The sequence below is a fragment of the Psychrobium sp. 1_MG-2023 genome (assembly GCF_030689115.1).
Taxonomy (GTDB): Bacteria; Pseudomonadota; Gammaproteobacteria; order Enterobacterales; family Psychrobiaceae; genus Psychrobium.
In genome coordinates, this window is record NZ_JAUYVJ010000034.1 from 1 (window position 1) to 22,966 (window position 22,966).

20 protein-coding genes are annotated in these 22,966 nt (G+C 44.8%); 10 read left to right on the top strand and 10 right to left on the bottom strand.

From position 1 onward, the window contains the following. Positions 1-67 precede the first annotated feature (67 nt). On the bottom strand, positions 68-355 hold the full coding sequence (locus Q8W26_RS15270) for a hypothetical protein (RefSeq protein ID WP_101213673.1): 288 nt from the start codon (positions 353-355) through the stop codon (positions 68-70). A gap of 314 nt (positions 356-669) precedes the next feature. Between Q8W26_RS15270 and Q8W26_RS15275 the strand changes: the two genes are divergently transcribed. Together Q8W26_RS15275 and Q8W26_RS15280 are read left to right on the top strand one after the other, a co-directional pair. Further along, on the top strand, positions 670-3,504 hold the full coding sequence (locus tag Q8W26_RS15275; protein ID WP_101213672.1) for a hypothetical protein: 2,835 nt from the start codon (positions 670-672) through the stop codon (positions 3,502-3,504). 150 nt (positions 3,505-3,654) lie between these two features. Continuing rightward, the gene (locus Q8W26_RS15280; protein WP_101213671.1) at positions 3,655-6,384 is read left to right on the top strand and encodes a TonB-dependent receptor domain-containing protein; all 2,730 of its coding nucleotides are present in this window, start codon (positions 3,655-3,657) and stop codon (positions 6,382-6,384) included. 61 nt (positions 6,385-6,445) lie between these two features. Here Q8W26_RS15280 and Q8W26_RS15285 read toward each other — a convergent pair whose 3' ends face one another. From Q8W26_RS15285 to rpmE, 6 genes are all read right to left on the bottom strand, one after another. Then, positions 6,446-7,129, bottom strand: a complete 684-nt coding sequence (locus Q8W26_RS15285) for an RES family NAD+ phosphorylase (protein ID WP_101213670.1) — start codon at positions 7,127-7,129, stop codon at positions 6,446-6,448. Next, the gene (locus tag Q8W26_RS15290; protein ID WP_305473733.1) at positions 7,113-7,556 is read right to left on the bottom strand and encodes an MbcA/ParS/Xre antitoxin family protein; all 444 of its coding nucleotides are present in this window, start codon (positions 7,554-7,556) and stop codon (positions 7,113-7,115) included. The genes Q8W26_RS15285 and Q8W26_RS15290 overlap by 17 nt, the downstream gene beginning before the upstream one ends. A gap of 227 nt (positions 7,557-7,783) precedes the next feature. Further along, positions 7,784-8,011 carry a hypothetical protein gene (locus Q8W26_RS15295; RefSeq protein WP_101213669.1) on the bottom strand — a complete coding sequence of 76 codons (228 nt, stop codon included), beginning with the start codon at positions 8,009-8,011 and terminating at the stop codon, positions 7,784-7,786. 751 nt (positions 8,012-8,762) lie between these two features. Beyond that, positions 8,763-9,050: a type II toxin-antitoxin system RelE/ParE family toxin gene (locus Q8W26_RS15300; RefSeq protein WP_101213667.1), complete on the bottom strand. Its 288-nt coding sequence runs from the start codon at positions 9,048-9,050 to the stop codon at positions 8,763-8,765. After that, a complete protein-coding gene (locus Q8W26_RS15305; RefSeq protein ID WP_101213666.1) occupies positions 9,040-9,288 on the bottom strand; it encodes a type II toxin-antitoxin system Phd/YefM family antitoxin in 249 nt (82 codons plus the stop codon). The genes Q8W26_RS15300 and Q8W26_RS15305 overlap by 11 nt, the downstream gene beginning before the upstream one ends. Before the next feature lie 607 nt (positions 9,289-9,895). Beyond that, on the bottom strand, positions 9,896-10,111 hold the full coding sequence (gene rpmE, locus Q8W26_RS15310) for a 50S ribosomal protein L31 (protein ID WP_101213665.1): 216 nt from the start codon (positions 10,109-10,111) through the stop codon (positions 9,896-9,898). A 205-nt stretch (positions 10,112-10,316) separates the two neighbouring features. On the opposite strand from rpmE, the gene priA reads away from it, so the two are divergent. The 6 genes from priA (at position 10,317) to Q8W26_RS15340 (ending at position 18,770) form a co-directional block, all read left to right on the top strand. Then, entirely contained in the window at positions 10,317-12,539 is a 2,223-nt protein-coding gene (gene priA / locus Q8W26_RS15315; protein WP_101213664.1) for a primosomal protein N', read from the top strand. 685 nt (positions 12,540-13,224) lie between these two features. After that, positions 13,225-14,973 carry an arginine--tRNA ligase gene (argS, locus tag Q8W26_RS15320; protein WP_101213663.1) on the top strand — a complete coding sequence of 583 codons (1,749 nt, stop codon included), beginning with the start codon at positions 13,225-13,227 and terminating at the stop codon, positions 14,971-14,973. A gap of 3 nt (positions 14,974-14,976) precedes the next feature. Beyond that, positions 14,977-15,558: an SPOR domain-containing protein gene (locus tag Q8W26_RS15325; protein ID WP_101213662.1), complete on the top strand. Its 582-nt coding sequence runs from the start codon at positions 14,977-14,979 to the stop codon at positions 15,556-15,558. Positions 15,559-16,255: 697 nt separating this feature from the next. Beyond that, on the top strand, positions 16,256-16,795 hold the full coding sequence (gene hslV / locus Q8W26_RS15330; protein ID WP_101213661.1) for an ATP-dependent protease subunit HslV: 540 nt from the start codon (positions 16,256-16,258) through the stop codon (positions 16,793-16,795). A gap of 10 nt (positions 16,796-16,805) precedes the next feature. After that, positions 16,806-18,134 (top strand): HslU--HslV peptidase ATPase subunit, encoded by a 1,329-nt coding sequence (gene hslU / locus Q8W26_RS15335; RefSeq protein ID WP_101213660.1) that lies wholly within the window; start codon positions 16,806-16,808, stop codon positions 18,132-18,134. Between the two features lie 258 nt (positions 18,135-18,392). Further along, a complete protein-coding gene (locus tag Q8W26_RS15340) occupies positions 18,393-18,770 on the top strand; it encodes a gamma-butyrobetaine hydroxylase-like domain-containing protein (RefSeq protein ID WP_305473734.1) in 378 nt (125 codons plus the stop codon). A gap of 775 nt (positions 18,771-19,545) precedes the next feature. On the opposite strand, the gene Q8W26_RS15345 is transcribed toward Q8W26_RS15340, so the two are convergent. Continuing rightward, positions 19,546-19,848, bottom strand: coding sequence for a hypothetical protein (locus Q8W26_RS15345; protein WP_370694290.1), 303 nt, complete (start codon positions 19,846-19,848; stop codon positions 19,546-19,548). Positions 19,849-19,995: 147 nt separating this feature from the next. Here Q8W26_RS15345 and rraA point away from each other — a divergent pair, with 147 nt between their 5' ends. Beyond that, positions 19,996-20,481, top strand: a complete 486-nt coding sequence (gene rraA / locus Q8W26_RS15350) for a ribonuclease E activity regulator RraA (RefSeq protein WP_101213657.1) — start codon at positions 19,996-19,998, stop codon at positions 20,479-20,481. A gap of 100 nt (positions 20,482-20,581) precedes the next feature. Then, on the top strand, positions 20,582-21,637 hold the full coding sequence (locus tag Q8W26_RS15355; RefSeq protein WP_101213656.1) for a formimidoylglutamase: 1,056 nt from the start codon (positions 20,582-20,584) through the stop codon (positions 21,635-21,637). Between the two features lie 3 nt (positions 21,638-21,640). Here the strand turns inward: Q8W26_RS15355 and Q8W26_RS15360 are convergent, their stop codons facing one another. Then, positions 21,641-22,429, bottom strand: coding sequence for an ABC transporter substrate-binding protein (locus Q8W26_RS15360; protein ID WP_101213655.1), 789 nt, complete (start codon positions 22,427-22,429; stop codon positions 21,641-21,643). Between the two features lie 26 nt (positions 22,430-22,455). Then, on the bottom strand, positions 22,456-22,923 hold the full coding sequence (locus tag Q8W26_RS15365) for a thioesterase family protein (RefSeq protein ID WP_101213654.1): 468 nt from the start codon (positions 22,921-22,923) through the stop codon (positions 22,456-22,458). Positions 22,924-22,966: the final 43 nt, after the last annotated feature.

The window sequence follows — 22,966 nt, forward strand, 5'->3', positions numbered from 1 at the left end:
TGCTTTTTTCATGTGAATCTCCTTGCAGTTAGCATACGAGAAAATTCTACGTTTGACTTCGATTATTTTAGGGGAGGGTTACCACATCAGCTCGGTCATTGGAGTAGAATGTAGACTGTTCAGCATGCTTCCAAAGGGTATTTAAATCTCTTAGCTGCGCAGCCTTAAAATAGTTCCCCCCAGCGTTAAGATTACTCATCACATGTGCATATTCATTATAATTATTAATCATTTTTTCTACACAGCGACTCTCATTTGCATTAGATGCAAAAGAAACAATTATTGTCACTATAATTAAAAATTTATTACTAGTTCTCATACTCAAATATTTCACATATTCATGAACATCAGCCACAAATATACTTAATTTTTAATATATTACCAATATCAAAGATCTCTGTTATTTCATAAGAAAACAAAAAAGGCTTTACACAACCACAGTAACTTAAGTAATTAAGCTCGCTATATTGTCAAAAAATTTTCACCTATATTTATCTCGATAGACAGTGAAGACACAGGAATTTACCCCGCCAGTCACACAACTGTAATGACACTGCAACCACACTGCCATCTAAGTGCAGTCTTTTTGTCATCTTGATCCGCTAATTTCTTGCGCTAACAAAACACATTAACTTTTTGCACAAAATTATGCAGTCTCTGGAGAGAACAATGGATTTGAAACACGTTTTTAAATTGGGCGCACTAGCAGCAGCAATGGCATTAGCGGGTTGTGGTGGCGGTGACATCAATATCGACACCAAAGATCAACAAGCAGCACCGGCACCAACGACGCCAACACCTACTACCCCAACGCAAAGTGCGCAGCAAGTTGCCTACAGTGGTTTCGCGACACGTAACACTAGCCTGTCAATTGATGGCAAAGAAGTTTGGACTTTAACAGGGTCGCTAGCTCCATCAACAGCGGCTTCAACCATTGGCAGCGGCGACACGGGCGGTCAAAGCAATGAGAAAATTGTGCTGGGCAACGATGTGGTGTGGGAACTTGACGGCGCGGTTATCGTCGGTGGCGACAAACAAGATTCGGTCGATTTAGAAGTACGCGCTGGCACTAAAATTATCGGTGGCAGCAATGCTTACCTAGTTGTTAGCCGTGACTCAACCATTACTGCACAAGGTTCATCAACTAGCCCAATCGTTTTTACCTCGAAAGAAAGCGCGCTAGGTCAACCTGGCGCAGCGGGTCAATGGGGCGGTTTAGTATTACTAGGTAACGCACCAGTAAATACTTGTCCTGACTTAGCTGCTTGTGACGCATCATTTGAAGTGGGCAACCATAACTATGGCGGTAACGACAGCGACGATAGCTCTGGTTTATTACAATATGTGCGTGTTGAGTTTGGTGGTTTTAAAATCAACGACACCCAAGAAATGAACGGGATTAGCTTTGCCGCCGTTGGTGCTGGTACGACGGTTGATCACATCCAAGTTCACCTCAATAATGATGACGGCGTGGAATTTTGGGGCGGTAATGTTTCAATATCTAACGTAGTGCTGACTGAAAACTTCGATGACAGCCTCGACTGGACCAACGGTTGGACGGGTAGCGCGCAACACGTTTACATCCGCCAAGCAGACAACGGTTCAAACCGTGGTATCGAAGCAGATAGCAACAGCGATGCCGCAGCCTCACCACAATCTAAACCAGCCCTCGCCAATGTCACTATCGAAGTAGCCAATGGCAGCAATAGCGGTGGCGACGATGCCGAAGGCGTATTATTCCGTAAAGGCACTGGTGCCAACGTTTATAACCTATTAGTTAAAGGCGATGTTGACTCTGGCGAATGTCTAGAAATTAACGACGATAACACAGTGATCAGCACCCAAGATGGCAACCTCACGGTTAACAACAGCCTGATTGACTGTGTTGAACCCTTTAAAAACGCCAAAGTGGATGCTGAAGAAGGCCGCACTATGGCGCTAGACGTTGAAGCGTGGTTCCTAGGTCAAGACGGTAACCTAGCGGGTGCCTCTGACTTAAACGGTTACATGCCAAACAGCTCGTCTGTGGCATTAACGGGCGGGGCCGCTGACCTAAATACCATGGATTCACGCTTAACAGATGCTCAATACATTGGTGCATTTGATGGCAGCAATGATTGGACTGAAAACTGGACAACAGCGATTCATGGCGATGTCGCGCCAGCGCCAAGCGCATTACCAACATTAACGTCTTGTCCTGTGGGCACAGCCACTGAAACGGTCACTCCGGGCTTATACAACGATAGCGATGTTACATTAGTTTGTCGCTTAGAAGGCAACATCACTTCAGACATGACGCTACTCGCGGGTGACAACGTGATGTACAAACTAGACGGCGGCGCCGTGGTTGTTGGTGGTGATAACGCTAATTCAGCGACATTAGGTATTCAAGCGGGCGCACAAATCTTTGCTACGGATAATAGCTACATCACGGTCAGCCGTGGTTCAAAAATTATGGCGAAAGGCAGTGAAGCACACCCAATCGTGATGACATCAGAGCAAGATGTTATCGCGGGCGCAACCGGTGAACGCGGTCAATGGGGCGGTCTAGTGCTCCTAGGTAACGGTCTAACGAATAAGTGTGATGACGCGAGTAACTGTGACGTTGCCTTTGAAGTCGGCGACTTACCTTATGGCGGTAACGACAACACCGATAGCAGCGGTCAACTAAGCTATGTGGTGGTGAAATACGCTGGCTTTAAAGTGAATGATACCCAAGAAATGAACGGTATCTCATTTGCAGCGGTGGGCAGTGGTACGCAAGTGGATCACATCCAAGTACATGCTAACGGCGACGATGGCGTTGAGTTCTGGGGTGGCGCGGTTAACATGAAATACGTTTACCTAAGCGACAACTTCGATGACAGCCTTGATTGGACTAACGGCTGGCAAGGTAAAGCACAGTTTGTGTACATCACGCATGAAGACGGCAGCGCTAACCGTGGTATCGAGGGCGACAGCCACAAAGGTACTGGTGATACGCCAATGTCTCAACCAGTTATCTCTAACCTAACTATCTTACCGGGTGTCGACACGGCCAATGCCAGTGGTGATAAAGGTGAAGGTATCTTACTTCGCGTTGCAACTGCGGCATCACTCAACAACGTGTTAGTACAAGGCCGTAAAGGTGCAACAGGCGATACAGAGTCGGGTGAGTGTCTAGAGCTTGACGGTACTTATGCTGACCTTGTTGATAACGTGACTAACGGTAACTTATCCATTAGCCATTCAGTGATTGACTGTAACGAACCATTTAAATACAGCTCTGATAACGCGGCCACAGCCGATGCAGTAGACGTAGCAACATGGTTTGCAGGTCAAATGGGCAACGCCACCACCAGCGTTAGCCTCAACAACGGCATGCCACTAGCCACTGAAACCAAGTTACTGGGTCAAGGTAAAGACATGAGCAGCACGGATTCATTCTTTGAAGCGACTAACTTTATCGGTGCATTCGACGCACAAAACGACTGGCGCAAAAACTGGGTATTCATCCCACAATAATTGCCATCCCGAGCGCTTTGCTTAGTGTTCATCACTGACAAAGCGCTCAAGCACTCTTTACTCTAAAGCCGCATCAAGGCGGCTTTTCAATGCCGATTGTATTAGTTAAATAGTGTAATGGGTATTTAATCACATACAGGATATGTAGGTATGAAAACTAATCCTCACACAGCTGCTTCTAGCAACATTGAGCCTATCAACATTCAGTCTAGAAAAAGTAAGCCAAACTTTAGCCAACACAAACTAAGCCACGCTATCGCCTCAGCGCTCTGTGCAGCAACGCTATTAACCGCGCTGCCAGCCCACGCCACAGAAAAAGACATCGACGAGGCAAAAGAAGACTTTCCTATCGAGTCCATCGCGATTATCGGTCGTCTTAATAGTGCCGCTTCAGAGGCAATGGAAGAGCGACGCGAACAAATCGCCGTGGCGGACATCATGGGCATTGAGCAACTGGCCCGCACTGGTGATAGTGACGCCGCCGCAGCGCTGCGCCGCGTTACTGGCCTCACACTTAAAGATGGTAAATTTATTTATGTGCGCGGTTTAGGCGAACGTTACTCAAGCACCTCGTTAAATGGCGCGATTGTGCCATCACCAGACCCAACCCGAAACGTGGTGCCGTTAGATATGTTCCCTTCATCGGTGATTGAGTCGCTATCAGTACAAAAAAGTGCCACCGCTGATATGCCAGCCGCCTTTGGTGGTGGTCATGTTGATATCCGCACTAAAAGTATTCCCCTTGAACCCTTCTTCTCGGTTGCGGTGGGCACAGCGCATAACACCAATGATAGCAATGACGCCCTAAGCTATCGTGGCGGCAACGACAACAGCGGTAAAGATGATGGCTTGCGCGACCTGCCAAGCAGCATCGAGCAAACTTACAATCAATACGGCGGCATCAGCCCAATCGATATCGTCACTGGCTCGGCGGGTAACATTGACTTTACCGCGGCACAGCAACTTAATCGCGAACTGGCTCTGGATATTTATCGTGATATGGATATCACCAGCGAAGACACCGACCAAGGCGCTAATATTGACCTTGCTGTAGGCAGTAACTGGGATATAGGTGATGAATCGGTATTCGGTGTGCTAGCCGCCGCTTCATACAAGAAACAAGCGAAAAACTACACCAAACGAGAAGTCGAGCTCGACGGCGACGACCAACAAGCCCAAATCGAAAACTCAAAAAATGTTAATGGCACCGACGCCAGCGTGCGTTTATCAGCGATGCTTAATTTAGGTTTTGAATTAAACGATGATCACAAGATAGAAACCTTCACTACCTATCTACGCGACACCTCTGATGATGTATCAATCTCAATCGAAGAAACCGTCGATACCCTCGGTGAACCTAATGCGCTGCAAGTCTATGGCGTTAATTACGAAGAACGCAGCTTGATCAGCAATCAAATTAAAGGGCAGCACTACCTTAGCGATTGGTGGGATCTTGAACTAGCATGGCAATATTCAGATGCGAGCTCATCGCGCGCTGCGCCCAATGAACTGGGTTACACTTACAATGTGCTACTTGATGACAACGACGCCATCACGAGCCGTCACCTTAACACGCAAGATGCCCCTAAATATGTGTATAGCCAATTAGATGATGACACCATCAACTACGGCTGGTCACTGACTCTGCCGCTTGAGTTTGATATCACTATGGTCAACGTGAAAGGTGGTTATCAATATTTTGAGCGTACTCGTCAAAGCAATGCCACCCGCCTAGGTTTTGATGTTGATCTGCGTCCATCGGATAGCGATGGCAACATCTTAGCGCAGTCCTTTGGCGATATCTTTAGTGATGACAACATTACCAATGACCGTTTAGGACTAGAGTTACAAGACGCTTCAACCGATACCGAAGATTATGTCGCAGCAGAAATCATTGATGCCGCCTTTGTCAGTGTTGATTTAAACATCGATGACGAATGGCGTATCTATGCAGGCTTGCGTTACGAAGACTTTAGACGTGTGACTTTACCTATCGATCCTGACGGTGATATTTCTGATGAAGGTGGTCGTTATCAAATCACCGACTACATCATCAAACAAGATGACTGGTACCCTTCCCTGTCACTCACTTGGGTTGAAAGCGATGAAACCCAGTGGCGTTTAGGTTTAAGTAAAACCGTGGTGCGCCCTGATTTACGTGAAGTCTCACCTGTACGTTTCCAAGATCCAGTCACTGGCTTTGACTTTTTCGGTAATCCACAACTTGAAAGCTCTGACATTTACAATCTCGATGCGCGCTGGGAATGGTATGGTGAAGCAGGCAACAGCTTTAGTGTCGGTGCATTTTACAAAGACATCGACGCGCCAATCGAACCAATTCAACGTATCTCAGAAGCGGGTCGTCAGCTTAAATTCTACAACGCCGACTCAGGTAGCATTTACGGTATCGAAGCAGACTTTCTCCAGCACCTTGATGTGTTAGGTGATGATGAAAGCCTGTGGCAATATTTCTTTGTTACGGGTAACGTGACGCTGAGTGACTCTGAAATCAATATCGCCAGCAGTGGCGAAATTGACCCAACTAATCAAACACGCCGCATGACAGGTCATTCACAATGGGTGACTAACTTGCAGTTAAGCTTTGACTCACCAAGTGAAGCCCATAGCGCCACATTGGTTTATAACGTCTTTGGCGAGCGTATCGCCTACGGCGGCCGTGGTGGTCTCGACGATGTTGTTGAGCAACCATTCCACAGCCTCGATTTAAGTTATAGCTACTTCCCAACAGACGCGATGGCAATCAAACTTAAAGCGCAAAACTTATTGGATGAAACCGCCGAATACCTACAGCAAGGACAACAGGTTTACGCCAAAGATCCCGGCTCGCAGTACTCGCTGCAATTTAGTTATAAGTTTTAGGCTCGCAAACAAAACAGCGAGTATTATCGTAATCAAGCTACCTCATGAGCAGGTGGCTTGATTATTTAACTAAACTCACTGCAAGGACATGCTCAATTTTCTGCTTTTTACCATTCCAAAGGTATTTGTAATGGCCACCTTGTACCGGAATAGCCACCGCTTTAGGTTTAAACGCGGCAACACACTCACCACCGACATCACGCACACTGCGATAAATCAGTCCATTACTACCACTAGCGCGTTGTGTTTTAGCAAATTGCTGTGATGGTTCGTAATGCTCTTGATACAAAAAATCGAATTCTTGCCCCCGAACATCATCTAAGGGCAGTGCAACTTTATTAATATAACAGCGCATCGTCATTTCAGTATCAGGCTCATTGGTCGCCTTGTAAAACTGTTCACGGTGATAAATGGTCTCTGCAAATGCCGTCTGTAGAGTTTTAGCACCATAATACACGCCGTATTCAAAACCATCGGTAAATCGCGTTGCTATACCGATGTGAGTAAAGGCCGCCATAATGGGAGTCGTACCAGCACCACTAATGCGCTCTTCTTTAGGCACCAGCGCCAAATCACCCACTTGCTCACGCAATCGGTCATTCGTTAAAGATTCAAGAGCAAACACTATCTCTAAGTCTTGTGGTTTAGTGACATGCTCGAATAAATCAATCGGTGGAAAATGACTAGGCACTAAACGGAATAATTGTTCCCAATCGGGTAAACAAGTTTTAACCTCGTTGTGCATCAAGATACCTGCGCATATCACTGAGGTGGATCATGCTGCCTTTGAGCATAAAAGACAGAGCGGTTTCACCATTAAATGCTTGATTTGGCTTTGATAGCCACGCATCAGCTTGCTCTCGAGTAGGAAATAAAATGCCCAGCGCTTTATATACCCCCATGATGTAAGAAATCCGTTCTAATGTATCAACCGACAGTGTCGATGCTTTACCTTTTTTCCAATTATAGAAAGTCGATTCGGCAGGTTTACCCAGCAAGATAATTTGATCCTTACCCTTAACCCGCCACGCTTTCATGATATTAAAAAAAACCTCTAAAGCCACTTGCGCCACTTGTTGTGGTTGCTGCTCTAAAACAGCCTGTGCTTGCTCTTTCATTACTCGGCTCCCAATTTTCACCTTAACACCAGCATACTCCAGTAATGGACTCATATCAATTTTAACACCACAATTGCAGTACATTAATAAATATCATCAACCGAGTATCAATCCCAATGGAATACCAATCGCCATACCGATCAATATACCTGAAATGAAAAACCTTTGAGGCTGCCTAGTTAATTTTCCTTTGCTTGACCATGCATTTATATTATTTGACATGATTTTTCTCCATTCAATTAAAAAGCACTAAGAACTTCCTCGCTCTTAGTGCAGTGCATTTATCGTGAGCTAACAGCTCGATGTCGATTTCGCCATAAGCTAGCAGCATAAGAGGCTGTTAACGACACACTAACTCCTATCATCAAAACTGGAAACCATACTGGTGCGGAACCTGCTATAGCAACTCCTGCACCAATTGCCACAATAGACAAATTCCCACCTATTGCAGCTTCTTGTGATACACCTCCATTTACTTGATTAACTTCATCAATAGTTAGTTGACGCATAATATTATTCTCCCTATTCGGTTATACCGAGTTAATTTTGCTACTTTTAGCAATGATATAGCAGCTATTTCCCTTAAAGGAACAAAGTCAAGCCGCTTCCTTTTTCTAGTCCCTATGACTTCGTCTACTAGAAATCCTTTAGAATGATGGTTCCACACTGACAATAAGCTCAAGCTAGTTCAGAAAACCCATCGCGTCAAAGAAATAAAAAGGATTTTTTAAGGGCATTATAGAAATTTAAATACTACTGAAATAACAATGTGTAAGAGTAAAACGTCACGATTTAGCTTTGGGTGATAATGGTAGTTTAGGCGAATGGCTCGCCGATGATGCCTATATTTATATGCGAGAAAACCCACAGCAAAACCATTCAAGTCACGACCCCCCGACCCTGATGGCATTTTACGCGGTGGCTGGCGCCAATATGATTGGCGCTATAATCGCTCGACCTCTCGCATCCGCTGTCAACCGCCGATACAGGCTGTAGTGCGCGTTTGGCAATTAGTTTGGAAGAGCTGGCAGCGCTGTAGAAACCTAACAGAAATCCCGGCAAAAACACTGCCGGGATGATAGGTGTTGTAGTGGCAAGAGTGACAGTGTGGTTAGACAACATTTATGACCTCACCACTCGTCGTCCTGAAGCGCTTTTATTCAGGACCTCGCTTTACTGTTGCAACAAAAGCGAGATCCCTGCTAAAAGACTGCAAGATTGATTGTTATAACGATTTGTCACATTATTAAGGCTAAAAGCCTACTCAGTGCGTTTCATCGCTTTATGGTACACATCGCCTCGTTCCCGCTTGCCAACGGCGAACACAGTGACAATAACGATGTCATCTTCAACTTTGTACACTAAACGATAGCCAGATTGACGTAATTTAATCTTATACATGTTGTCAGCACCAGCGAGCTTTGAGACTGGCACATGTGGCACCGCTAGCCGTTCAATTAACTTCTTTTTAAACTGCTGTTGCAGGGTGGAGCCAAGCTTATTCCACTCTTTAAGTGCACTCTTTTTGAATTCGAGTTTATAGGTCATCAATGTTTACCGAAATACTCTCTTCCGATTCGCGCTCCTTGGCAAGAGCAAGTAACTCAAGGTCTTCAAGTCTATCCATCATCATCTCGTATGCTTGCGCAGGTACGCAATAAAATGCAGGCTCATTTCGGTTTAATACAGCAACAGGTTCGCCGCAAGCACTTGTTGCCACTTTCATTGGGTTAGCTTTTAATTCGGTAATACTGGCAGCAACATCAGCTAAAATTCTAGAGGTCATCAATTCGGTCTCTTAATCGATCTTTATATTGGTTATGTTAGTCGCAGCAAAGCGAGATAACAAGAACTAAAAGTGCCGGAATGACAGATTATTAACGCTAGTAAACCCAAATTTAAAGCCATGACGGTATGTTATTAGCAAGCGTTAAACCGCAGGGATGCGGTTTTCGAGCGTGCCATGGATGGGCTTGAGCAACTTGTGGTTAACATGCCGTTGTGGCTTGGCTTAGTGAACAACTTAAAGGTTCGGTAAGCCGTTAGAGATCCCGGCTAAAAGACTGCCGGAATGACGGATTATTAACGCCAGTAAACCTCAACTTAAAGCCATGACGGTATGTTATTAACAAGCCTTAAACCACAGGGATGCGGTTTTCGAGCGTGCCATGGGTGGACTTGAGCAACTTGTGGTTAACATGCCGTAGTGGCTTGGCTTAGTGAACAACTTAAAGGTTCGGTAAGCCGTTAGAAGTTCCGGCTAAAACACTGCCGGAATGACGGGGTTTTAAGGCCATGTCGGTGTGGTTGATTTTCCGGAATGACAGTATTAAATTGCAGGCATAAAAAAAGCACTCCTTAGAGTGCTTTTTATACTTAAAACGTAAGAAATATTACTTCTTAGATTTAAGTGAACCAAAACGTGATTTGAACTTGTCAACACGGCCGCCAGCGTCAGCAACTTTTTGCTTACCAGTGTAGAACGGGTGACACTCTGAACATACGTCTAGTGCTAAATCTTTACCAACTGTTGAACCAACGTTGATTACGTTACCGCAAGAACAAGATGCCTTGATTCCAGCGTATTCTGGGTGAATACCTTGTTGCATTAGAAAAACCTCTAATTAGTTCGCATCGCTATCAAACCCGAAGTCTGACACCATACGAAGATTGTAAAATAATAGGGCGCGAATTATATAGCATTGATTTTGATCATGCTAGTCGATCGAATAAATAATCCGCTTCTATTTCACATATAATCTGATTACACTAACCCTTGTCCTTTAATATAGTCCTCGTTAGTATTGAAAACCAATGACCCACACCACGCTTGTTGAAGTAGCGGTCCCCACGCCATTACGTAGAAAGTTTAGTTATTTATGCCCAAGCGAATTTGCGCTGCCCAGTGTTGGCGCGCGGGTGGAAGTGCCCTTTGGCTCACGCACGTTAATTGCCATGGTCACCGGATTACTCGAAGAGTCAGAGGTTAACCGCGATAAATTAAAAGCGCTCACGCAGGTGCTCGATGATGATTCATTGCAGCCCATAACAATTCATAAGCTCTTAGGCTGGGCGAGTAATTATTATTTATATTCCTTAGGTGAGATTTATCACCAGTCAATGCCAGCGTTATTGCGCAAGGGCGAGGCAGCGACCATAGCCCCCATCTTGCAGTGGCAATTAACTGAACAGGGACAGTCTACCGAGCCAGACAGCTTAGCCCGCGCTAAAAAACAACAACAGTTAGTTAGTCTGCTACACCAAGGGCCGCACACCCCAGCGCAATTAAAACAGCAAGACATTAGCAGCGCGACGATTAAAGCAGTGGAGAAAAAAGCACTTATCGAGCAAGTGGCCAAACCGCTAGCTGCGCCTTGTAGTTGGACTGATGAACAGATTAACCATGATGATCGGTTGGTGCTTAATAAAGAACAAGCGATTGCGGTGGCGGCAATTAATATTGAGCGCGGATATAGCTCCAGTCTCTTATTAGGTATCACTGGCAGTGGTAAAACTGAGGTCTATTTACAAGCCATTGAGCAAGTGATTAATGCGGGCAAGCAAGCGCTGATCATCGTGCCAGAAATAGGCTTAACGCCGCAGACGCTACACCGTTTTCAGAGCCGCTTTAATGTGCCGATTGTGTTTTTACATTCAGGGCTCAATGATAAAGAACGCCTCGACGGTTGGCTTAAAGCACAGCAAGGCCAAGCAGCGTTAATCATTGGCACCCGCTCGGCAATTTTTACTCCGCTTAAACGCCCCGGTATGATCATTGTTGATGAAGAGCATGATAGTTCGCTAAAACAACAAGACACCTTTAGATACAACGCCCGTGATTTAGCCGTAGTACGTGCCAATATTGAACAAATTCCATTGGTGCTAGGCAGTGCGACGCCCTGCTTTGAAACGCTGCACAACGCGAAACTCGGTAAGTATCAACAGCTAACCTTAAGCAAACGCGCGGCCAATGCCAGTGAAGCGAGCCATCAGATCATTGATATTAAAGGGGTGCAGCTGCAAAGTGGCTTATCACCGCAGTTAATTCAGTTAATGGAGCACCACTTATCACGCGGCAATCAAGTGATGCTATTCTTAAATCGTCGTGGCTATGCCCCCGCTTTATTGTGTCATGAATGTGGTTGGCTGGGTGATTGCCATCGCTGTGACGCCCATTACACCGTGCATCAACGTTATCGCTATATTCAGTGCCATCATTGTGGCGATCAGCACGGTATTCCAACTCAATGCCCCGGCTGTGGTAGCACCCAACTAGTCACCGCGGGTGTCGGCACCGAACAGCTCGAACAAACCGTTAATGAATTGTTTCCACAGTATAAAAGTGTGCGTATTGATCGTGATAGTACAAGGCGCAAAGGCTCGCTAGATGAATCGCTTGAGGGGATCAACAACAACGACTACCAAGTATTAATCGGCACGCAAATGTTGGCTAAAGGGCATCACTTTCCCGATGTGACCTTGGTGGCGTTACTCGATGTTGATGGTGCGTTATTTAGTGGTGATTTTCGCGCCAGTGAAAAACTCGCTCAATTATATTTACAAGTCTCTGGCCGTGCAGGCCGCGCCAGTAAACCCGGTCAGGTGGCGCTACAAACCCATCATCCCGAGCATCAACTATTGCAACGCCTCAACAGCGAGGGGTATTCATCGTTTAGTGAAGATGCGTTAACCGAGCGCAAAATTGCCCAACTGCCCCCTTATTGGCACATGGCGCTGCTACGTATCGAGTCGCACAACCCACAACACATCACAGTATTTAATCAAGTCTTGCAGGATATCGCGCAGCTAATTTTGCAACAACTGGTCAGCAAAGAATCCCCGCTGCGCCAAATCGGCCCAATGCCCTCACCGATGGAACGCCGCGCGGGAAAATTCCGCTGGCAGGTGATCTTCGAAGCCAGCAAACGCAGCCAGCTGCATAAATTTCTCACCGTCCTCATCGGCGAACTCGATAAACACAAAGCCAGCCGCTTAGTGCGCTGGTCTATCGATGTCGACCCGATTGATATGGTGTAGGTCATGCTGTCGATAAGTGTCGCGACTTGAATGCCAAGTCGCCGTCAATCCGTCCATGGAGGCTCTGGAACAACATCCCTGTTGTTCAAGCTTGCCTTATCAAATCGCAACACTTTTTAGTCAGTGAGCCGCACTGGCATTTAAGGGAAAATTTTTAAAAGTCAATCACTGGTAGCTACCACCTATCTCCCGTTTTTAGTTGCCTTTTAGGAGTCAGCTGTTAGGAAAAAAATTCAGGGACGAATTTTTAGATTTTTACGCAGGGATGCGTATAAAAATCGGTTCCGTTAAGACAGCTGGCTACTAAAAGAAAAGCAACTAACTTACGGGTCGCCTTTGCAAATAACCCCCCTGTTATTTGTCCTACGGACCAGCTAAGCTGTCTTAAATCGTTCCAGACGATTTAATCTTTTGGTTACTTTTCTTTGGCGAAGCACAGAAAAGTAACTGGTGTGCTTGAGTCAACACAAAATGGATCACAGAACTTAAATAGCACATCAAATTATCAGAGCAATCAATCAAGAAGACACAATAAAAATAATAAAACTATAAAATGTAATTTTTTAGCAAATATGCTACCAATGCCGCTAGAGGCAGGCGCTGATTTACGATAGACTTATGGCTTTATTGTCGCCGAATTGAGGCGATAACGACGATTTAAACAACACTAGTGGTGCAAAACCTGATGAAAGAGAATATCCAACAATTACTTGAACAAACTGTCGCAATTTTAAAGCAAGAAAATATTTTGCCAGCAGAAGCGGCTCCACGCATTCAAGTAGACCGAACTAAGGATAAATCTCACGGCGATTTCGCCACTAATCTAGCGTTAATGACTGCGAAGCCAGCAGGCAAAAACCCACGCGAATTAGCTCAGCTTATTTGTCAGCATTTACCACAGTCAGCCGTGATTGCAAAAACTGAAATCGCAGGCCCAGGCTTTATTAACTTCTTCGTTGCTGATAACGCCTTAACCGACCAGCTGGAAGCCGCTTATCAAGACGCTAACTTAAATGTGAGCCAAGTTGAAACACCACAAACCATCGTGGTTGATTACAGTGCGCCAAACCTTGCTAAAGAGATGCACGTGGGTCACCTGCGCTCTGCGATCATCGGCGATAGCGTAGTACGCACATTAGAGTTTTTAGGTCACAAAGTTATTCGCCAAAACCATGTCGGCGATTGGGGTACTCAGTTTGGTATGCTACTGACCTACATGGAGCGCTTGCAACAGCAAGGCGGTGAGATTTCAATGGAATTGCACAACCTTGAGCAATTCTACCGCGCAGCAAAACAGTGTTTTGATGAAGATGAGTCATTCTCGACCCGTGCCCGTGAAATGGTTGTAAAATTACAGTCTGGCGACGAGCAATGCAAAGCCTTATGGCAGCAATTTATCGATATTTCTTTAAGCCATTGTCAGGAAACGTACGACCGTTTAGGCGTGAGCTTAACTCGTAAAGACGTGATGGCTGAAAGTGCTTATAACGACGATTTAGTGGGCGTGGTTGAATCACTAAAAGAGCAAGGCTTGTTAGTAGAAAATGATGGCGCACAATGTGTTTTCCTTGAGCAGTTTAAAGGTAAAAACGACGAGCCATTACCAATCATTATTCAAAAAACTGGCGGCGGTTTCTTATATGCCACTACCGATATGGCGGCAACACGCTACCGTAATGACGTATTAAATGCTGATCGCGTACTATATTTTGTTGATGCGCGCCAAAGCCTGCATTTCCAACAAATCTTTGCCCTTGCGAAGAAAGCCAAGTTTGCTCGTGAAGAGATGTCACTTGAGCACATGGCGTTCGGTACGGTGATGGGTGAAGATGGCAAACCATTTAAAACCCGTTCTGGTGAAGTAGCAAAACTTGCTGACTTGTTATCAGAAGCACAACAACGTGCCTTTGATTTAGTGAAGTCGAAGAATCCAGACATGGATGAAGCTGAATTAAAAGCCATTGCTGATGTGGTGGGTATTTCTGCAGTTAAATACGCTGATTTATCTAAAGCCCGTACTAGTGATTACACCTTTAGTTTTGATAGCATGTTGAGCTTTGAAGGTAACACCGCACCATACATTCTTTATGCTTACACTCGTGTCGCGAGCATCTTTGCTAAAGCAGGTGTGGATGCTGATAACCTCAGCGGTGAAATCAGCCTAGATACCGAGCAAGAAAAAGCCTTAGGCACTAAGTTAATGCAATTTAACGATGCGCTAGGTAACGTTGCAGCCAAAGGTTTACCGCACGTGATGTGTACTTACCTTTATGAGTTAGCGGGTTCATTCTCTAGCTTCTATGAAGCTTGTCCTATCTTGGTAGGTGATGATGAAGCGGTTAAACAAAGTCGCTTAAAATTAGCGGCATTAACGGCTAAGACGCTACAACAAGGCTTATCATTATTAGGCATCAAGACGCTGGAGCGTATGTAATCAATGCCTGATCACGCAAAGAAAGGCCGCCCGAAAAAGCCTAATCAAGGTAAAAAATCGGGCACTAAAAAAGCAGCTCAAGCGCAACCTTCGCCACGCCCACGTTTATTCGTAATGCTGGCGGCGGTATTGATCATCAGTGCTGCGTTCGGTTACTTCTTAATTAAAATTGATGGTAGTGCTGAAACGGTTGCCATTGAACCTGCACCTGTCGTTACAGCGAAACCAAAACCGGCACCGAAGCAAAGCCAAGAGCCATTACCGCAAGCACCTAGTGGCGGCTGGCAGTATGAGAAGCTCGATCAAAAAGAAGTTGCCGTTGAACTGCCAGAACAACAAGAGTCAACTCGCCCTTATCGCCTGCAATGTGCCAGCGTCCGCTCACGAGCACAAGCTGAAGAGTTAAAAGCGCGAATAGCATTCCAAGGTCATGAGTCGTTTATTAAAGCGGTGCAAGGCTCTAAAGATGTTTGGTATCAAGTGTACCTCGGCCCGTTTGATCGTAAACGTCAAGCCGAAACGGTGCGTCATAAAATGCAACGCGCCGACATCAATCACTGTAAGATCTTTTTCTGGCAGGGATAATAGTAAATACCACCAACGTCGTTCCGGCAGTCTTTTAGCCGGAACCTCTCATTCAACAACAAAAGCGAGATCCTGAATTAAACACTTTCAGGACGACGACATTAGCTTCCCAACACTCTTAGCAACACCGTTCTGGCAAGTCCACCAACGTTGTTCCGACATGTCCACTAACGTCGTTCCGGCAGTCTTTTAGCCGGAACCTCTCATTCAACAACAAAAGTGAGGTCCTGAATTAAACACTTTCAGGATGACGACATTAGCTTCCCAACACTCTTAGCAACACCGTTCTGGCAAGTCCAACAACGTCGTTCCGGCATGCTTTTAGCCGGAACCTCTCATTCAACAACAAAAGCGAGATCCTGAATTAAACACTTTCAGGACGACGACATTAGCTTCCCAACACTCTTAGCAACATCGTTCAGGCAATTCCACCAACGTCGTTCCGGCATGCTTTTAGCCGGAATTTCTCATTCAACAACAAAAGCGAGATCCTGAATTAAACACTTTCAGGACGACGACAGTTATTCATTCTAACAAGCTCACAGGCGCTTAATTTTATTTATCCCCTTGAAAAAACGCCCACTACCCCCATTTCTATTTTAACCCAAGCAAACGATGACTCGATTGTTCAATCGTTTTGCCATTTATTTTTAGGTGGGGCAATAAGCCCAACCGTTTATTATCAAGAGGACAGATAATGACTACGATAGTATCTGTACGCCGTGAAGGTAAAGTTGTTATTGCTGGTGACGGTCAAGTATCACTAGGTAACACTGTAATGAAAGGCAACGCACGCAAAGTACGTCGCCTGTACAACAATAAAGTATTAGCAGGATTTGCTGGCGGCACCGCCGATGCATTTACTTTATTTGAACGTTTTGAAGCTAAGTTAGAAATGTATCAAGGTCATTTGACTAAAGCGGCGGTAGAGCTGGCTAAAGATTGGCGTACCGATCGTGGCTTACGTAAGCTTGAAGCCTTACTAGCGGTTGCTGATAAAGAAGCATCGTTAATAATCACGGGGAACGGTGATGTGATTCAGCCTGAAAATGATTTAATCGCGATTGGTTCTGGTGGACCTTTTGCTCAAGCTGCAGCCACGGCACTACTTGAGAATACTGACCTTGATGCCAATGACATTGCAACACGCGCATTAACCATCGCTGGTGATATTTGTGTTTATACTAATGGTAATCAGACCGTTGAAACACTAGACGCTAACGACGAGAGTAAATAGAGAGAATCCTATGTCACAAATGACTCCAAGAGAAATCGTATCAGAATTAGATGCACACATTATTGGTCAAAGCGATGCTAAACGCGCTGTTTCTATTGCACTGCGTAACCGCTGGCGTCGGATGCAGCTTAACGATGAGCTGCGCCAAGAAGTTACGCCAAAAAATATCTTAATGATTGGTCCAACGGGTGTTGGTAAAACTGAAATCGCTCGTCGTTTAGCCAAACTGGCTAATGCGCCTTTTATTAAAGTTGAAGCGACTAAGTTCACTGAAGTAGGTTATGTTGGTAAAGAAGTTGACCAAATCATTCGTGATTTAGCTGATGTGGCATTAAAAATCACTCGTGAACAACAAATGAGTAAAGTACGCTTTGCCGCGGAAGAAGCCGCTGAAGAACGTATTTTAGATGCTTTATTACCACCAGCACGTGGCGGTTTTGACGAAGAGCCAAACAAAACAGATAGTGGCACGCGCCAAGTATTCCGTAAGAAATTACGTGAAGGCCAGCTTGATGATAAAGAAGTCGAAATGGACATTGCCTCACCGCAAGTGGGTGTTGAAATCATGGCTCCTCCGGGCATGGAAGAAATGACCAATCAATTGCAAGGCATGTTCCAAAACCTGAACACCACGCCAAGCAAAAAGCGTAAGTTAAAGATTAAAGATGCGTTAAAACTAGCGCAGGAAGAAGAAGCTGCTAAATTAGTTAATCAAGAAGATTTGAAAGACCAAGCTATTGAAATGGCTGAGCAGAACGGCATCGTATTTATCGATGAAATCGATAAGATTTGTAAGCGCGGTGAAGCGTCAGGTCCAGACGTATCACGTGAAGGCGTGCAACGTGATTTACTTCCATTAATCGAAGGTTGTACAGTTTCAACCAAGCACGGCATGATCAAAACCGATCATATCTTGTTTATTACTTCAGGTGCTTTCCAAGTGGCCAAGCCATCGGATTTAATCCCTGAGCTACAAGGTCGTTTACCAATTCGTGTTGAATTAAGCGCGCTTTCAAGCGATGACTTTATTCGTATTTTAACTGAGCCGAATGCATCGCTAACTGAGCAACACAAAGCATTATTAGCCACCGAAGGCGTGAACGTTGAGTTTACCGAAGATGGCATTAAGCGCATTGCTGAAGCCGCGTGGCAAGTAAATGAGCGTACTGAGAACATCGGTGCACGTCGCCTACACACGGTATTAGAGTGTTTAATGGAAGAGATTTCATACCACGCTTCTGATCGCAGTGGTGAGAGCATTAGCATTGATGCTGCTTATGTTGATAAGTATTTAGGTGATTTAATTGAGAATGAAGACTTAAGCCGCTTCATTTTATAATTACAGCTACATTAACAAATAATAATAAAAAGCAGGGTTCGCCCTGCTTTTTTATTGCCTTTTTATTGATGATTGCTCTATCATTCTTATACTAAATACATTAAGTGAGTGGTCTTGTTGTTCCTTGGGAAAAGGCGCTCGATTGACTAATAGCTGACTATTGGGATTGAAAGCAACGCCGTTCCAGCTTATTTTAACTGGCACAAGTGGGCAAATATTTAATGCAATTGGTATTACAACAACGGAATGGCGCTAACTATGATATCAATTACTGATGCACAACTTCATTGTGATTCTTCACTTGTAAAGGTTTGCTTTGATGATAACTCTAATCACTTTATTTCATTTGAGCTATTACGAATTTATTCACCCATGGCTTGTAAAGTCCCTGATGGACACCAACAACCACGACTGGTAACAGATAAAGCCTTTGTTAGAGTTGACAAGATGACTCACTTGCCTAAAGGCGGACTCACTATCACCTTTGATGATGGACATTTTAGCGGCATATTTGAGCCACATTACTTATTGAAGTTATGCCAAGAGCAAGATAGTTTGTGGTGTGATTACCTTGCGCGCTTTAAAGCCGCACAACAATGGCGTAACAATACCATTAGCGCGCAAGTGCTGTATTGAACAACAACGTTTTTCCGACAGCTCCCACATCGTCATTTAGGCAGGCCCTACACCGTCGTTCCGGCATGCTGTTAGCCGGAATCTCTCCTTAACAACAAAAGCGAGACCCTGAATTAAACACTTTCAGGACGACGAGGTCAGGCACCTCACATCATCAGGACGACAAGGTGAGGCACTCCACATCGTTGTCGTTCCGGCATGTTGTTAGCCGGAATCTCTCCTTGAACAACAAAAACGAGATCCTGAATTAAACACTTTCAGGACGACGAGGTGAGGCACCTCACATCATTATCGTTCCGGCATGCTGTTAGCCGGAATCTCTCCTTAACAACAAAAGCGAGATCCTGAATTAAACACTTTCAGGACGACGAGGGTAAGGTGAGGCACCTCACATCATTGTCGTTCCGGCATGGTGTTAGCCGGAATCTCTCCTTAAACAACAAAAACGAGATCCTGAATTAAACACTTTCAGGACGACGAGGGTAAGGTGAGGTACTCCACATCATTGTCGTTCCGGCATGTTGTTAGCCGGAATCTCTCCTTAACAACAAAAGCGAGATCCTGAATTAAACCCTTTCAGGACGACGAGGGTAAGGTGAGGCACTCCACATCGTTGTCGTTCCTGCATGTTGTTTGCCGGAATCTCTCCTTAACAACGAAAGCGAGATCCTGAATTAAACACTTTCAGGACGACGAGGTGAGGCACTCCACATTATCAGGGCGACAAGTTGGCTTTCCAACATACTCAACATCGTCATATTAATATGATGACGTTTTACTCTTCAGCCTGTGGCTCACGGCTCGCCTTGCGCATTTGTACTAGGTAATAGATATTCGTTAACGCGATAAAAGCATTCAGTAATAGCACCGGCATAGAACCAATTAAACCGCCATATACTGATAACAGTGATGCACCGAGTAAATTCCAGCTCCGTAGCTTCATTAAATCTTTAAGGGTTAAGGAGTAGGCTATGATCACCGATGCGAAAATTCCAAACCACTCAACCGCATTCATCTCATCCATCTTGCCACCTTCTAGTTCATTAATTATTATTAGTATCAAAACCAGTCTAACCAATGCACCTGAGTCGTAACACTAACGATGATGAAAATTGCGTAACAGCTCAAATTAAAGCGCAGAAACGTGCCCTACATCAATGAAAATAATGCTTCACTTATTCGATACTTAGTCTAGTATTGAACATATACCCAAGCGGAGAATAGCATGCAATATAATACATCTGAACTATGTGATATTTATCTAGAAAGTGTTGATGTGGTCGAGCCAATGTTTGCCAATTTTGGCGGCACTAACTCATTTGGTGGTGAAGTCACCACGGTAAAATGTCATGAGGCAAATGGACAGGTTCGAGATGTGCTTCAGCGCAATGGTGAAGGTAAAGTGCTGGTGATTGATGGCGGCGGTTCACTACGCCGTGCCTTAGTCGATTTTGAGCTCGCTGAAATTGCACTCGAAAATGGCTGGGAAGGAATTATTGTATTTGGCTGCATTCGTGATGTTGATTTAGTCGATGAATTAGATATTGGCATTCAGGCGTTAGCCTCGATTCCTGTATTAGCCAGTGATAGTAATGATGGTGATGCCGACATTCCAGTGAACTTCGGTGGCGTGACTTTCCTACCTGAAGATCATGTTTATGCTGACTCTACCGGCATTATCCTCTCGCCAGAACCGCTTGATATTGAGTAGTTACTCGTAAACTAATCATCAGTTAGGCAATTAAACTTGCCTAACTTGCTTTATAATCACTCCCCATCCCCATTGTTTTATTGTCTAGAAGTATTTATTTATGAAAACTCTTGTTGTTGCCGATCAACCTTACCTTAATCAGTATTTAGCGACCCGCCCTGGCGAGTGCAAAGTTGGTGAGCAGCTGCAGTTGCTACCACAAGGTGAGTTAAGTGGCGGCTTAGCTAAGCTCGCCAAAAAAGGCATACGTTTTGTATTACTTGGTGTGCCGGAAGATATTGGTCCTAGGGCTAATTTAGGTCGCGGTGGAGCTGATAAAGGCTGGGCTGCTTTCTTGTCGCGCTTTGTTAACTTACAGCAAAATGATTTTATCCGCGCTAATGAGATTGCCCTATTAGGTCATATCCACTGTGATGATTTACAGCAACAAAGCAAGTCGCTTGAGCTTAATAACGATGATGATCTAGCCACTATTCGTCAACATGTCGGCACGTTAGATCAACGCTTAGCACCCGTGATTAAAACGATCGTCGAGCAGGGTTTATATCCTATCGTTATCGGCGGCGGTCATAACAACGCTTTTCCGATCTTACAGGGAACGAGTCAAGCCAAGGGCACTGCGATTAGCGCGATTAACCTTGACCCACACACCGACTTTAGAGCACTGGAAGGCCGTCATAGCGGTAATGGTTTTAACTATGCCGCTGAGCAGGGCTATTTAGGCCGTTATTTTTCGTTAGGCATGCATGAGTTAAAGAACTCGGCAGCGAATATTGCCAGCTTAAATAGTAAACACTTTCCATTTATTAGTTACCAACAAATTTATGTACGCCGCGAGATGACTCTGGCGCAAGCGCTGCAAGATGCGCAATGTTATTTAAGTGATGGCAATAAACCAATTGGGGTTGAGCTAGATGTTGATAGCATTTCCTTTATGCCTGCCAGCGCCTATACCAACGCGGGGGTTGATTTAGCCGACGCACAATTTTATGTACATGCCATGGCAAGCATCGAACAAAGCTGTTACTTACATTTAGCAGAAGGTGCACCAATTCAACACCCAGCAGGCATTGACGCTGGTAATAGTGATGTTGGCCAAGGCCTAAGCGCATTAGTGGCTAGCTTTATTCAAGCCAAGCAAGAAATTGGCGAGTAACGACTAATCGACTTGCCATTTCGCTTTAATTTGTTCAAAGATAGGCAAGGTGACAAGACGCTCAAATTGCTTCTGGTAGCGAGAGACTAATGCCGAATCGCTGCCTTTGCTTAATGCAACATAGACATTACTTTCTAGCTCTGTCACCTCAATCAATGGAACCAGTTGTGAAGAATCGATTAACTTCTTTTTTGCTAGCTCGTGTAATACCACAGGCGAGGAAATAATTAAGTCAATTCTGTCTTTAAGCAACATGCCGATGTTTTGTTCGTATTGCCCCGTAAGATATACATGCTTAAAATCATTACGCTCTAAGTAAGCAGCGGTCGTGTAAGCTTGAGGGGTACTAATACGATACTCTTTTGCTTGCTCGATGGAGTCGAAAGGCTGGGGAAACTTTGAACGTAACCCCCAAATATAAATACGCTGAGTAGTTAACTGCCCTACCCAATGAAACTTATCTTCGCGCTCTCTATTACGAATTAATGAGTAAATCAGTACATTGGGCTCAGTGAGCGCCGTTTTATAAGCGCGCGCCCAAGGTAATACCTGTGTTTGAGGCGTGTCTTGAGTGAGCGCAAACAATTGAGATATGACATCCACAGAGTAACCGTCAAGATTACCGTTATTTTTTACTATTTGAAATGGGCTCAGATGCTCTGTGACAACCTTGATCGTTTGTGCTCTAGCCGCGTTAATAAAGCAACTAAAAATGGCAATGACACAGACGGCTAAACGGGAAATAATGACAGGCTCTAAGACTTGAAAAACAAGGGTATTAATATAACATATTACTAATGTACTTCAAGTTTGGAGCACTAGCCCACGAGGTAAGTTCCTGTGCCAAATGCGATATGCTCACCTTGTTCATTATGTAGTTCCATCCGCGCCACAGCCACTTTATTACCCGCCCTAATCACCGTTGCGGTTGCAATAAATTCTTGGCCACGACCCGGCCTGAGGTAATCAATGCGCAGGTCAATAGTGCCTAGATTTTGCAAACGTTGAGTGACTGTTTGCTCGGTTATGTGCTCCATGTTCTCAATCACCTGAGCGAATACCATCATGCCACCCGCGACGTCAAGAATGGTCGCTGTCACACCGCCATGCAAAATACCATGGATAGGATTACCCACTAATTCGGGTTTCATTTGAATACTTAACTCTACACTATCAGCAGTATAGTGGTTGATTTTCAAGCCGATAAGTTGATGGAACGGCATGTTTTGCTGGAACACTTCAGCGATTGTTTGGCGAATTTGAGTCGAAGTAAGCACTTGTTCCATGATTGTCCCTCGTTAAATGAATAGCTTCAGTCTAAAGCAATAC

Excerpts from the sequence above, each read along its gene's own strand:
- rraA (WP_101213657.1), top strand. The coding sequence starts at position 19,996 with ATGCAATATAATACATCTGAACTATGTGATATTTATCTAGAAAGTGTT.
- Q8W26_RS15305 (WP_101213666.1), bottom strand. The coding sequence starts at position 9,288 with ATGACCTCTAGAATTTTAGCTGATGTTGCTGCCAGTATTACCGAATTA.
- Q8W26_RS15295 (WP_101213669.1), bottom strand. The coding sequence starts at position 8,011 with ATGCGTCAACTAACTATTGATGAAGTTAATCAAGTAAATGGAGGTGTA.
- Q8W26_RS15275 (WP_101213672.1), top strand. The coding sequence starts at position 670 with ATGGATTTGAAACACGTTTTTAAATTGGGCGCACTAGCAGCAGCAATG.
- Q8W26_RS15340 (WP_305473734.1), top strand. The coding sequence starts at position 18,393 with ATGATATCAATTACTGATGCACAACTTCATTGTGATTCTTCACTTGTA.
- Q8W26_RS15365 (WP_101213654.1), bottom strand. The coding sequence starts at position 22,923 with ATGGAACAAGTGCTTACTTCGACTCAAATTCGCCAAACAATCGCTGAA.
- priA (WP_101213664.1), top strand. The coding sequence starts at position 10,317 with ATGACCCACACCACGCTTGTTGAAGTAGCGGTCCCCACGCCATTACGT.
- Q8W26_RS15300 (WP_101213667.1), bottom strand. The coding sequence starts at position 9,050 with ATGACCTATAAACTCGAATTCAAAAAGAGTGCACTTAAAGAGTGGAAT.
- rpmE (WP_101213665.1), bottom strand. The coding sequence starts at position 10,111 with ATGCAACAAGGTATTCACCCAGAATACGCTGGAATCAAGGCATCTTGT.
- hslU (WP_101213660.1), top strand. The coding sequence starts at position 16,806 with ATGTCACAAATGACTCCAAGAGAAATCGTATCAGAATTAGATGCACAC.
- hslV (WP_101213661.1), top strand. The coding sequence starts at position 16,256 with ATGACTACGATAGTATCTGTACGCCGTGAAGGTAAAGTTGTTATTGCT.
- Q8W26_RS15290 (WP_305473733.1), bottom strand. The coding sequence starts at position 7,556 with ATGAGTCCATTACTGGAGTATGCTGGTGTTAAGGTGAAAATTGGGAGC.
- Q8W26_RS15280 (WP_101213671.1), top strand. The coding sequence starts at position 3,655 with ATGAAAACTAATCCTCACACAGCTGCTTCTAGCAACATTGAGCCTATC.
- Q8W26_RS15325 (WP_101213662.1), top strand. The coding sequence starts at position 14,977 with ATGCCTGATCACGCAAAGAAAGGCCGCCCGAAAAAGCCTAATCAAGGT.
- Q8W26_RS15355 (WP_101213656.1), top strand. The coding sequence starts at position 20,582 with ATGAAAACTCTTGTTGTTGCCGATCAACCTTACCTTAATCAGTATTTA.
- argS (WP_101213663.1), top strand. The coding sequence starts at position 13,225 with ATGAAAGAGAATATCCAACAATTACTTGAACAAACTGTCGCAATTTTA.
- Q8W26_RS15285 (WP_101213670.1), bottom strand. The coding sequence starts at position 7,129 with ATGCACAACGAGGTTAAAACTTGTTTACCCGATTGGGAACAATTATTC.